This window comes from Streptomyces sp. SAI-135, from assembly GCF_029893805.1.
GTDB lineage: Bacteria > Actinomycetota > Actinomycetes > Streptomycetales > Streptomycetaceae > Streptomyces.
This window is the reverse complement of the sequence record NZ_JARXYP010000002.1, coordinates 9,275,656-9,287,394: the sequence shown is the minus strand read 5'-3', so window position 1 is coordinate 9,287,394 and position 11,739 is coordinate 9,275,656. Positions and strand designations below refer to the sequence as shown.

The window sequence follows — 11,739 nt, the reverse complement described above, 5'->3', positions numbered from 1 at the left end:
AACGCTCCGCCCCCGCGCCAGGGCGGCGGGGTGCCGGCCGATGCCGAGGTCCTGCTGAACAGGACGGGGCGTGCGGTCCTGGCGTCCTTGTGCGGAGTGGAGCAGGAGGTGCTGGCGCGGGCCTTGCCGTCCTGGGGGCGCCGGGACTCAAAGCTCCTGGAATGGCACCAGACGCCGGCGGCGGTGTGGCGTAGGGCGGGTGCGGTGGCCGGGCCGGTGGCGTTCGGCTGCCGCCTGTGCACCGCCCGGCGCACCGGGATGGTGGTGCGGGCGGTGCGGTACGTGCCGCGGCGGGAGCGGGTGTGTGCACGGCATGGGCGGTGGCTGTTGGATGCGGACGCCGACCAGCCGCTGGAGTATCTGGAGTTGCGTGCCGTGCCGGAGGTGGCACTGGCGCAGCGGCGGTGGGCGGGTGTGGCGCGGCGGGCGGTGCGGGCGGGGGCGGATCCGTGGCAGGTGTTCGTGCTGGCGCATGCGGTGGTGTGCCGGTGGTGGGAGCAGGCTCTTTGCTGGGAGCGGGAGACGATCTGGCCGCGGCGCCTGGATCTCGTGGCGGGCGGCAGTGTCGGGGCTGATGCGGGGCGTTGGCGGGTGGTGGGGCGGGACGCGGTCGTTTTTCCCGAAGTGGTGGCCGTCGCGGATGCGTTGCTGGATCCGGTCATGGCGGAACTGGTGTGGCGCGGAAGGCGGTACGGAGCAGTTGCCCTCGCTTTTGGTGGGCGCTGAGGTGTGCCGTCGGCTCGGTGAGCGGGTGGGACGCCCCTGGCTGGGACCGCTGGCCGCGAGCGACTACGGGGGGCCGCTGGCCGGCTGGATGCGCGCGGTCATCCGCCGGCGCAGCGGCGGGGCCGGATCCGGTGCCGTCGACCCGTGGGGGGTGAGTCCCGGCCACCAGGTGGCAACCCTGGCCGAACAGGCGCGGATGCTGGGCCGGGAGAACAAGACGCCTGGCTGGCGCGGAATGTGGCGGGCGGCGGTGCCTTCCGAACAGCAGGCCCTGATCACTGGCACGGCTGACAAGGCCGCCGAACACCTGGCGCAGGTGCGCCGGACCCCCAACGGGCCGACCGCGCAGGTAGCCCAGCAGCTGGTGCGCACCCTGCGCCACAGCACCGACTTGATCGACAACGCGCTGCAGCGGACCGTCCTGGTCGCGTTGAACGCCGGCGTGCCCCCGGACGAGGTCGCCCAGTGGACCGGCATGTCCGCTGAGGCTGTGCAGGACCTGCGCAGCGGCGGCCGGCACGACGACCACTGACGCACACGCTGCGGCATGCCGTGCGGTGAGCTGTAGCGGTGGGTGGCCGCCGCTGCGGACGGGACCGGTCTGCGCGATCGCGCGGCAGGTCTTGTCGGGCCCGGGTGCGACGACCACTGGCGCACGAGCGCGGGGTGCATGGGTGGCGCTTCGCCTCTCGTCAACGGGCAGGCACATGCGCGACCCGTTCGTGGCCCGAACCGCGGAAAGTGTCCTGGTTGCCGGCGCAAACGGCTTGGCTGAGGAGGGGTGATCGCAGGGGCGGTCCGGCCGGGAAGCCAGGTGAAGCCAGTGAGAGCGCACGGCGCTGCCGGATTCGAGGCGCTGTTTGTGGATCCGGTCGGGCAGTTGGTGCAGCAGCGGTGGCAGGAGGCGGCCGCGGCGGTGGCCTTCGAGAACCTGGCGCCCGTTGCGGCGTTCCCGGCGGTGCCGGGGCGCAGATGGGGGCCGGGTCTGTGGTGGTCGGCCACGACCGGACGGCATGTGGCTGCCGGTTCGAACGCGATGCGCGCCCAGTTGATGGTTCTGGACCGGGATCCGGAGGTCAGCGGGCTGGCGGGGCGCCCGGTGCGGCTGTTGTGGCATACCGGGCGTGGGCAGGTACGCTCGTGGGTGCCGCAACTGTTCGCCCGCTACCGCGACGGCACAGCGTTGCTGGCCGACTGCCCCAGCCATGCGGATGCCGGCGGCGACCGTGCCCGCTACGCCGCGCAGGTCGTGGCGCAGGCCTGCGCGGACGTCGGCTGGACCTACCGGAGTCTGTCCCCGCTCGACGACGCCCTGGCCGCGAACGTGAAATGGCTGGCCGGCTACCGCCATCCCCGCAATGCCGGGCGGGAAGACCTGATGCCCACCGTGCTGGCAGCGTTCACGCGGCCGCGGCCCCTGGTCGAAGGCGCCCGGGCGGCCGGGCCCCGCATCGAGGTCCTGCCCGTCGTCTTCCACGCCCTGTGGCACGGGATGCTCACGACGGCGCTGGATGTGCCGCTGCACGAGCGGGCCCTGGTCGGCCCGCAAGGCTGGAGCAGCCCAGGAGACGGGCCTGGAGCACCATCTGGAGCCGAGCCCGGAGCACCGTCTAAGGCCGATCTTGGGGCTGGGGCTTGGGCACCATCTGAGGCCGGGCCTACAGCGCCGTCTGGGGCTGGGTCTGGAGCGCCGCCTGAAACCGGGGCGGGGGTCGGGTCTGGGGCGCCGTCTGGCTCTGGGGCTGGGTCTGGGGTGGTCGGGTACGGCCGCGGCCGTCGGCGGGCAGGTGCGCGGTGAGCGTGCGGCGAGATAGCCGGCCGGTGGTGAAGGTCGGAGCGCAGGTCCGCTTCCAGGGCGTGAGGTGGCAGGTGGTGGCCCTGGCGGGGCAGGAGATCAGTCTTCTCGGCCCGGACGGCGCCGGCCAGGTGGTGCTGGCCGGGCATCTGTTCGCTGATGCCGGCTTCATGGTCGTCGGGGCTGAGGTGCCCCAGGCGTGCCCGCGGTGGGGGCTGTTCGAGACCGCTCCCGCCGCGGCCCGCCAGAAGGCGCTGGCCTGGCAGCGGCATGTGCGGGAAGTCGAGTGCGGGCGGCCCGACGGGCCGGGCAGCGACGATGCGGTACGTGAGCAGTACGACCCTGCGCGGCACACGCTGGCCGAACGGGAGCGGGCCAAAGCCGCAGAGCTGACCGCGCTGGGGTTCGGCCGGGTCTCGCGTACGACGGTGCAGCGGATGCGGCTCGCCTACCGCAAGCAGGGTTTGTGGGGTTTGGTCGATCACCGCGCCACCCGCGCCACCCGGCCTACCGGGCGGGCCGATGAGCGGGTGGTGGCCGCTGTCCGTGAGGCGCTGCGTCGTCGGCGTGGCCGTTCCAAGGGCACCGTCAGCGGCGTGTTCCCCCTCATCCAGCAGATCCTCGAAGACCGGTACGGCCCCGGGGTGGTGCCCGTCCCGTCGCAGGCCACCTTGTACCGGCTGGTGGCGGCTCTTGCCCGCCCCGGTGAACTGCCGGCGGGGCGGGTGCGGCAGGTGCCGGCCAGTTGCGAGGGGCGGGCTTTCACTCCGGCCACGGCTTTGCGGCCGGGCGAGCAGGTCCAGATCGACACCACCCGCCTGGACGTCTTCGCTCTCTTCGACGACGGCATCCCCAGACGTCCCGCTCTGACGATCGCCGTCGATGTCGCCACCCGCGCCATCCTGGCCGCCGTGCTGTGTCCGAGCGCGACCAAGGCCGTGGACGCGGCACTGCTGCTGGCGGAGATGGCCGTCCCGCACCCCGCCCGCCCCACCTGGCCAAACATCTGGCGCATGGACCACCAGCAGGGGGCCCTGCCCCACCAGGAGCTGGCCGCACTCGATGAACGTCTTGAGCAGGCGGCGGCCCGGCCGGTCGTCCTGCCGGAGATGATCGTCATCGACCGTGACCACGTCTTCGTCTCCGCCGCGTTCACCGCCGCCTGCGAACACCTCGGCATCAGCGTCCAGCCCGCCCCGCCCCGCGCGCCCACCGCCAAAGGCATCGTCGAACGCGCTTTTGACACCATCAACGCCCTGTTCGGCCAGCACCTGCCCGGCTACACCGGATCCGACACCACCCAACGTGGCCCCGACGCCGAACACGAAGCCTGCTACAGCGTCCCCCAACTGCAAGACCTCCTCGACGAGTGGCTGGTGCACTACCACCACCGGCCCCACGGAAGCCTGCGCCACCCGCTCATGCCCAAGAAGGCGTTGAGCCCGAACCAGATGTGGGCCGCGCTGCTCGCGGTCACCGGCTACGTCCGCGTCCCCCTCACCCGCAACGACTACCTCGAGCTGCTGCCGGTGCACTGGCGGTCCATCACCCCTGCCGGAATCCGCATCCAGCACCGCACCTACGACGCCGACCTCCTGGCCCCCTGGCGCGGCCAGCGCTCCCCCCACCCAGCCCGCGGCGGGAAGTGGGAGATCCGCTACAACCCCCACGACGTGCGCCAGGTCTGGGTACGGCTGCCCAACGGGAAGCTCACCGAAGTTCCGTGGATCCACCGCGACCACATCCACGAACCGTTCACGGGCGACGTCTGGCGGCACATCCGCACCACCACCCACCACCACTACGACAGGGGCAGCGAGCAGGAGGAAGCCGCCCTTGCTGACGCCGTCGACCAGCTCATGCGCCGCATCCACACCGGCCACGCCACCAGAACCGAACAAGCCGTGATGGCCCGCACCACCCCGCTCCCCCTGCCCCGCCACCCCGAACACCACAACCACAGCCACAGCCACGGCACCAGCGACAGTGCCGAGACCGGGGCCGGCACCGGGGCCCGGGCCGGGGCCGGGGCCGGGGCCGGGGCCGGGGCCGGGGCCGGGGCCGGGGCCGGGGATCTCGCACCGTGGGAAGAGGACGACAGCCTCGACGACCTCGACCACGACGACCTCGACCACTTCGACGAAGCCGACGAGGACGACGACCTCGACCAGGACGACCAGGACGACCAGGACGACCAGGACGACCAGGACGACGAAGCCGACGAGGACGACCTCCTCGACCAGGACGACGAGGACGGCCTCCTCGAGGACCTCGACGAGGACCACGGCGATGAGCTCGACGAGGACCACGGCCTCGACGGCGTCCATGACCGGCCCGGCAGTACGACCCCGCCCGAACGGCCCGCCCCGACCACCGGGTTCGGGCTTTACAACGCGCACGAGGAAGCCGACACCTGGTGAACACCCGTCCCGCCCTCGCCGAAGGCGACGAGCCACCCGAACCGTCCTGGCCGCTGACCACCTGGCAGGGCTGGCACCGCTTCGCGACCACCGACCCGCCCGCCCCGCCCCCACCGGGCGGACCACCGCGCCCCCGTGCAGAACGCCTGGCCTACCACTCCAGCTTCGTGACTATCCGCACCCCCGCCATCAGCGACCTGGCCGCACAGACCCGCACCCTGATGGTCCTGGGCCGCCACCAGGAGGCCACCGCACGTCCCTCACTGATCGTCACCGGGCCCGCCGCCGCCGGGAAAACGACCGCTCTGCTGTCCGTGGGCCGCACCTGCCACCTCGCCCACACCCGCAAAAACCCTCCCCCGCCCGGACGAAGCCGCCCCCCAGTCCCGGTCGCCTACGTCCTGGTCCCGCCCGGCGCCACCGCGAAAACCCTCATCACCGAGTTCGCCCGCTACCTCGCCATCCCCACGACCGCCCGCATGACCCAAAACCAGATCACCGACGCCGTCTGCCACACCTACACCGCTGCGGGTGTCCAACTCGTTCTCATCGACGAAATCCACCGCCTCAACCCCCGCACCACCAACGGCGCCCAGGCAGCCGACCTCCTCAAAGACCTCACCGAAAAACTGCCCGCCACCTTCATCTACGCCGGCATCAACGTCACCGACACCCCCCTGTTCTCCGGCGTCCGCGGCGCCCAGCTCGCCGGCCGCGCCTGCCTCATCCCCTGCGGCCCCCTGCCCGCCCGCCACGGCACCCGCGAACCCTTCCGCGACGTCATCACCGACATCGAAAACCACCTCGACCTGCAGCAGCACAAACCCGGCACCCTGCCCCGCCTCGCCCCCTACCTCCACCACCGCACCGCCGGCCGCATCGGATCCCTCACCCGCCTCATCCGCCAAGCAGCCATCACCGCCATCACCGACCGCACCGAACGCATCACCAAAACCGCCCTCGACGCCATCCGCCTCGACCACCTCGCCGAAACCCACCACCACCCCCGCCCCAACCCCTAACCCCACCCCCGCAGGCAGGCACCACAGCCAGCCCCACCTCGCGGCACCACGGCGCCCATCGCTGCGCGTGCGCAGCTAGGCGGCGGCGAGGTGGAGGAGCTCCGGTACGCCGTCCGCGCGGGCGTAGGGCTTGAAGCGGGGGAGCAGGTCGTCGACGAGGCGGGCGCAGCGCGGTGCTCCGATACGGCGGGCCAGGAGCAGGGACTGGGCCGCGGCGGCCGCGGCGGGCTCGGGCTCTTTCAGATCGAGGTAGCTCGCGGCGCGGTAGGCGAGGAAAACACCCTTCGTCTTGTCGCGGGCGGGCGGCAGCAGACGTTCACCCTCGCTGATCAACTGGTGGGCGCGGCGGGTGTCCCCCAGGTCCAGGAGGGCCTGTCCGGAGTCGACGGCGAGGTCGGCCTCGGACACCCACGCGCACCAGGCCGGCCGGTCGACGCCGGCATCCGAGAGGTGGTGCTCGGCCGCCGCGAGGGATCGCAGCACGGCACCGCGGTCACTACGGTCCCCGCGCGCGGCGAGCGCGCGGGCCAGACGCAAGTGGATGAGGCAACGGGCGGCAGGACTCTGCGCGCGGGCCAGGGCGGAGTGGAGGATGCCGGCCGCCGCGGTGTGATCACGGCGCCAAGCAGCCTGATAGGCGAGGTCACCCAACAGCCCAGCACCCAAATCGCGGTCCCCGGCCGCGTGCGCATGGCGCAGACCCGCAATCCAGCTCCGGCTCGCGTGACTGTGGCGGCGCACATCGAAGGCGTGCCAGGCGACGGTCTGGGCGAGGGAAGCCGCCAGGGTGTGCAGGCGCAGCCCGAGGGCCGGTGCAAAGCGGCCGGTCGCGAGGAGCCCGGTCACCGCGGCCAGGTGCGCCTCCAGGAGCGCGGGGGTGTGCTGGCGCTGCTCGGTAGACAGGCCCGCCAGGCGCCGGGTGGAGTCCTCCAAGGAGGCGACGAGGTCTTCACCCACGGGTGTACCGCCGTGGGCCCGGGCGAACACGCCTGCATGGCCGCCGTCCCCGCCCACAGCCCAACCAGACAGAGCAGTGCCGGAGATCGTCAGGAAGGTACGGCGTTCCATCACTGCTCACTCAGCCTCTCTCCAAACGGCACCAAACGGTGAGACCCGAGACAAGCCACCCCATCAGCCGCCCACGGCAGCCCGTTCAGCCAGACATCGACGCGACCCCTGTCCACCAGCCAGCCGAGCGCACCAGCGATAGAGACCTGTGATCCCTCGCCGGGACGAACGCCACGCTCACGCACCCCTGCTTCACCGACCCCGCAACACCCATGCCACCTGCACGACGGCGGCACGGACACCACAGACGCGTTCCCCATCGCCTTGCCGACCGCACAACGCCCCGCCACCCACGGGTAGAAGGTGGCCTCTTCCACACCCCCATCCAATCACCCAGCGCACACGACCGGTAACACCCTCACGGAGACAGGGCCCACGAAAACCCCTCAACTAGCGGGCTAGCTCGTAGAGTTGAACCCCACCTCGATCCCGAGCACACCGAAAAAGGGCAGCGGCCGTCACCCACGACCCCAGACACCACCCCCCGCAACCCAGTCCCCGTCCCCACGCCAGCCCTCCCCGCCAGCCAGGACCAGCCCGCTCACCACGCGAAGACGAACCACCCCGCCCCAACCCCACCCCAACACCTCTCACCAGCACAAACACCAACCAAGCCTTAACACCCCCACCCAACCACCAACACCCCACCCCCTCACTCAACAAACACCACACAACCCCAGCCCACCCACCCCCACCCCACTACCCCCAACCACCCCCAACCCCTCTCAACCAACCCACAACACCCCACCCCACACACCACCCCCCACACCAACAACCCCCCACCAAACTCAGAGGGCGAGGAGGACCAGGACCACGTCGACGTCGACGTGGAGCCGGTGTCCAGCCGGGCGGCGAGCGTGTTGCGGTTCAGCGAGGATCGCGACCCGGCCGCGCTCACCCAGTTCGTGCGGCTGCGGGTCATCGACCCGGAACGGGCCTATTGGCGGCGCGGCATCGAGGCCGCCACGCGGTGGCTGCGGGAAACCGGTGAGAGCGAGCTGCGGGTGCCGTTCACGTACGTCACGCCGGAGGACTGGGGAGCGTTGGGCGGGCATCCGCTGGGGGTCTTTGTCGCGGATCAGCGCCGGTACTACCGCGAGGGCACTCTGGACGCCTCGCGCGTGAACGAGCTGGAACAGCTCGGCATGGTCTGGTCGGTGCACGCCTCCGCGTGGGACGCCGGTCTGGCCGTCGCCCGCGACTACGCAGCCGTTCACGGGCACTTCCTGCCGCCCACGACCGCCGTGTGGGGCGGAGACGGGTTTCCCATTGGCGTATGGGCCAAAAACATGCGAGCGTCGGCCCGCAGGAGCCATGAGAACGCCGTGCGCCGCGCGAACGGGGAGACCGGTCTGTCGTATGCCGGGGAACTCTCCGAGTCGCGTGTGGAGGCACTCAACGAGATCGACCCTGGGTGGGCGCCGCAGGGGTGGGACGTCGCCTGGCAGCGCTCGTACCGGCTGCTGCTCGCGCACGTGCAGGCGGGCGGAGTTGTGCCGGCCGTGCCGGGTGAGGTCGTCGTCCAGGGCGAGGACCTGGCGGCGTGGGTGGCCGCGCAGCGGGCCGGGTGGGATGGGCTGGTCGCGGCGCAGCAGTGGCTGCTGGAGAGCGTCGGTGTCGAGCCGTTGGGCGAGGGCGAGGCGGCGGTGCCGACGCGGAGGACGCAGGCCGATCGGTGGGCTACTCACCTTGCGGCTGCCCGCCAGTTCCACGCCCGTGAGGGTCACCTCCGCGTCCCGAGAAAGCATGTCGAGGAGCTGGCCGGTGAGGTCGGGGAAGGGAGTACGGCCGTCCGGCTTGGGGGATGGCTTGACAACACCCGACGACGGGCAGACAAGCTTGCAGCGGAGCGCCGTGCGGAACTCGATGAGTTGGGCATGCGCTGGTAGGGCTGTTGCGGAGAGGCAACGCTTGGTGGACCGCTTCGGTTCGTGGAACTGGTCTGTCAGCTGGATGCCACGTTGGTGGTTGGTCGGTCTCCGAGTGCGAACTGCTTTTGCGGGGCGCACCATCGGCAGTCGGGGTGGGTACGGGAGTTGATGAGGTCGCGTGTGCGGGTGCGGGGGCGGTGCAGGACGCCGGCGTGGTCGAGGTCGTCGTCGTGGAGGCAGCTCACGGCGTGCATGAAGTGGCTGACGGCTTCGGCGGCGGCGAGGGCGTTGAGGGGGAGGACGCTGGCGGCCGGCGTCCCGGGGACGTAGTGTGCGGCGGCTCGGTCGGCGGGGGCGTGCATGTCGATGGCGAGGTCGGTGGGGTTGATCAGTCCGTCGCACCACAAGCAGCCGGTCCCGGGCAGAAGGAGTCTGGTGACGGCGTGGATTTGCCCGACAGTGCCGTCTCGTACGGGGATCTTCACGCCGGCCTGGGTGGCGGGGATGAGGTACTGCTGAACTGCGGCGTTGGTGAAGTGACGGGCGGCGGCGCCGTCGGCTGCGAGGAAGAGCCAGTCGCACTGGCGCAGTTCGGCTTGGACATGGGTTTGTTCGACGCGCTCGGTGAGTGACGTGATGGTGATGGTGGGCTGTGCTTGCCGGGCCAGTCGGCTGGCCAGAGCGGTCTTGGGATGGCCGACGTCAGATGCCGTAGCGCCGGAGAGGCGGGGCAGGTTCGTCTCGTCGACGAGGTCGTCGTCGACGAGGATCAGGTGGCCGATGCCGAGGCGTGCGAGGTATTCGGTGATCAGGTTGCCCACTCCGCCCAGGCCGATGACGGCCACCCTCATGGCCTGGAAGGTCCGCTGTCCGAGGTCGCCGAAGATGCGTACCTGGCGGTCGTAGGAGGCGTGGCTGGTGTCCGATGCGCTGGGGGCGGTCGGCTGCGGGCGCAGGCGCAGGAGGTTGTTGGCGGGGATGACGACTTCGGCGAGGTCGGTGCGGGTGCCGTCGGGGTGCCAGAGGTCACCGGCTGCGGCTTGCGGGGTGAGTACGAGTCCGCATATGGGGGTGTCGCTGATCTGAGTGAGAGTGGGGTAGCCACGTTCGTGGCTGGCCAGGTCCGTAGGAGAGAACTGCACGCGGGTGGTGCCGCCGTGGTTGTGGACAGGGATGTAAGCGAGGTGTTCGTCGCGGGCTCGCAGGATGTTGTCGCGGACGAAGGCAGCTGAAAGGGCGTGGTAGCCCGTGGTGCCCGGCTGGTAGTCGATGTGGTCGCGGGCGGGGATGAGTTCACGGGCCAGGAGGCGCAGGCCTCGGGGGCCGTCGGTCCATCCGGCGAGAAGGACGGCTCCGTGGGCTGCATGGTCACCGGGGAACAGGTGCGCATGGAGCTGCTGCCAGAGGCGGGCGGGGATGGTCAGGCTTGCCCCGGTGGCTGGTGGGTTCACTGCGTGGTGAGCCATGCCAGGATCCTCACTGCCTTGTTGATGGGGGTGTCCACCGCGGGATCACGGTGGTTGGAGCGGCGGGAGATCTGCAGGGCCTGCTCGCCTGGACGCCCCTGCCAGGTGACGTGCTGGATGGCCTGGCCGTGCGGCTGGCCGTCAGTGCGGGTGAGCGCGCCGGTGTAGTGGGGGTAGATGTCGGCGTCGGGGTGGGCGGCGGAGATCTGGAAGCCGAGCCAGGTGCGTGCCTGCGTGTAGGCAGGGCCTACAGGTAGGTCGCTGATGACGACGTAGACGCCTCCGGAGCCGTCCGGGGTGATGGTGACGGCGTCCGCCCCGAAGTGCGCACGGAGCTCTGTGAGGGCCGTGGCGATCGGGGCGGTCGTCGCCGGGTGCGTGGTCACGAGTTGTCGTCCGGGGCCACGGCAAGGAACTCGAGGTGGGGGTGGATGTGGACGGTGTCGGTGTCCCCGACGACGTCGTAGCGGCCCCCGTGCTTGACGGAGAGTTGGAAGCCGGTGTCGATCGGCAGGCCTTGGGCGGCGGCAGTCTGCTTGATCTCCAGACCGGTCATCTCCCGCTCCGGCAGCTGCACGGTCTTGTTGTTGATGGTCACCGGGATCGTCCGCGGGGGGCGGCGGTCCGAGTCGGTAACGGTGTCCTGTGCGGGCGTCGCGTTCACGAGGTGCTCCTTTCTGCCCCGCCGGCAGCGGGGCGATGCCGTGGTGAACGGCTGGGGATGAGGCCTACTTCTTCTTGGTCTTCTTCGAGGTCGACTCGTTGACGGTCGTCGACGGGCTGCGGCGCACCGTCGCCTGCTTCACGAACCGGCCCGTGATCGCGCTACGGCCACGCTTGCCGCTGATGTCGGATCGCTTGGGCATAAGGAACCCTTTCGTGTCTCATGATCGATACACTGTGTCGACAGTGAAACACGCGAGTGTTGCAGAAGTCAAACAGTGATGCGAGGATGAACCACCCCTAGCCGAGAGAAGGAGGCGACAACGTGGCCCGAGGCGGCATCGACGTACAACGGCTCTACGCAGCCCTCGATGCACAGCGGACTGCGCGAGGCCTTTCCTGGCGGCAGCTGGCCAAGGAGATCGAGGTCAGCCCCTCCCTGTTGTCCCGCATGGCTAACGGTCTGCGACCGGACGTGGATGCATTCGCCACTCTCGTCCAGTGGCTGAGCGTCCCCGCTGAGCAGTTCATGACCTCCGACGACGAGGAGGGGCAGCGGGAAGAACCCGAACTCGTCACGCAGATCGGTCCCCTGCTGCGGGCCCGAAAAGACCTGACCCCTGAGGACGTCAGCTACCTCGAAGACGTCATTCAGGCCACGATCCGGCGCGTCAGGGCGCTGCCCAAGGACTAACGAGGAGAAGAGCC

General features: G+C 70.7%; 11 protein-coding genes and 1 pseudogene. 7 read left to right on the top strand and 5 right to left on the bottom strand.

The window, feature by feature from the left end; genetic code table 11:
- The 5 genes and pseudogenes from M2163_RS46525 to M2163_RS46505 form a co-directional block, all read left to right on the top strand.
- A pseudogene (locus tag M2163_RS46525) lies at nucleotides 1–726 on the top strand (DNA-binding protein); the annotation flags it as partial.
- Entirely contained in the window at nucleotides 716–1,258 is a 543-nt protein-coding gene (locus M2163_RS46520) for a hypothetical protein (protein ID WP_280897202.1), read from the top strand. The pseudogene M2163_RS46525 and the gene M2163_RS46520, both read left to right, overlap by 11 nt.
- Nucleotides 1,259–1,540: 282 nt before the next feature.
- Entirely contained in the window at nucleotides 1,541–2,524 is a 984-nt protein-coding gene (locus tag M2163_RS46515; RefSeq protein ID WP_348542146.1) for a TnsA-like heteromeric transposase endonuclease subunit, read from the top strand.
- 23 nt (nucleotides 2,525–2,547) lie between these two features.
- Complete coding sequence (locus M2163_RS46510; protein ID WP_280892825.1) at nucleotides 2,548–4,941, top strand: Mu transposase C-terminal domain-containing protein; 2,394 nt, start codon at nucleotides 2,548–2,550, stop codon at nucleotides 4,939–4,941.
- Nucleotides 4,942–4,994: 53 nt separating this feature from the next.
- Nucleotides 4,995–5,963, top strand: coding sequence for an ATP-binding protein (locus M2163_RS46505; RefSeq protein WP_280893126.1), 969 nt, complete (start codon nucleotides 4,995–4,997; stop codon nucleotides 5,961–5,963).
- Between the two features lie 75 nt (nucleotides 5,964–6,038).
- Here the strand turns inward: M2163_RS46505 and M2163_RS46500 are convergent, their stop codons facing one another.
- Nucleotides 6,039–6,920: an XRE family transcriptional regulator gene (locus tag M2163_RS46500; RefSeq protein ID WP_280892826.1), complete on the bottom strand. Its 882-nt coding sequence runs from the start codon at nucleotides 6,918–6,920 to the stop codon at nucleotides 6,039–6,041.
- Between the two features lie 947 nt (nucleotides 6,921–7,867).
- Between M2163_RS46500 and M2163_RS46495 the strand changes: the two genes are divergently transcribed.
- Entirely contained in the window at nucleotides 7,868–8,920 is a 1,053-nt protein-coding gene (locus M2163_RS46495) for a helicase associated domain-containing protein (protein ID WP_280897201.1), read from the top strand.
- 56 nt (nucleotides 8,921–8,976) lie between these two features.
- Here the strand turns inward: M2163_RS46495 and M2163_RS46490 are convergent, their stop codons facing one another.
- From M2163_RS46490 to M2163_RS46475, 4 genes are all read right to left on the bottom strand, one after another.
- On the bottom strand, nucleotides 8,977–10,368 hold the full coding sequence (locus tag M2163_RS46490; protein WP_280897200.1) for a ThiF family adenylyltransferase: 1,392 nt from the start codon (nucleotides 10,366–10,368) through the stop codon (nucleotides 8,977–8,979).
- Complete coding sequence (locus M2163_RS46485) at nucleotides 10,350–10,754, bottom strand: hypothetical protein (protein WP_280897199.1); 405 nt, start codon at nucleotides 10,752–10,754, stop codon at nucleotides 10,350–10,352. Before M2163_RS46485 ends, M2163_RS46490 begins: the two co-directional genes overlap by 19 nt.
- Nucleotides 10,751–11,032 carry a multiubiquitin domain-containing protein gene (locus tag M2163_RS46480; protein WP_280897198.1) on the bottom strand — a complete coding sequence of 94 codons (282 nt, stop codon included), beginning with the start codon at nucleotides 11,030–11,032 and terminating at the stop codon, nucleotides 10,751–10,753. Before M2163_RS46480 ends, M2163_RS46485 begins: the two co-directional genes overlap by 4 nt.
- Before the next feature lie 64 nt (nucleotides 11,033–11,096).
- Nucleotides 11,097–11,234: a hypothetical protein gene (locus tag M2163_RS46475; protein WP_280897197.1), complete on the bottom strand. Its 138-nt coding sequence runs from the start codon at nucleotides 11,232–11,234 to the stop codon at nucleotides 11,097–11,099.
- Nucleotides 11,235–11,356: 122 nt separating this feature from the next.
- On the opposite strand from M2163_RS46475, the gene M2163_RS46470 reads away from it, so the two are divergent.
- Nucleotides 11,357–11,725, top strand: coding sequence for a helix-turn-helix domain-containing protein (locus M2163_RS46470; RefSeq protein WP_280897196.1), 369 nt, complete (start codon nucleotides 11,357–11,359; stop codon nucleotides 11,723–11,725).
- Nucleotides 11,726–11,739: the final 14 nt, after the last annotated feature.

Excerpts from the sequence above, each read along its gene's own strand:
- M2163_RS46475 (WP_280897197.1), bottom strand. The coding sequence starts at position 11,234 with ATGCCCAAGCGATCCGACATCAGCGGCAAGCGTGGCCGTAGCGCGATC.
- M2163_RS46490 (WP_280897200.1), bottom strand. The coding sequence starts at position 10,368 with ATGGCTCACCACGCAGTGAACCCACCAGCCACCGGGGCAAGCCTGACC.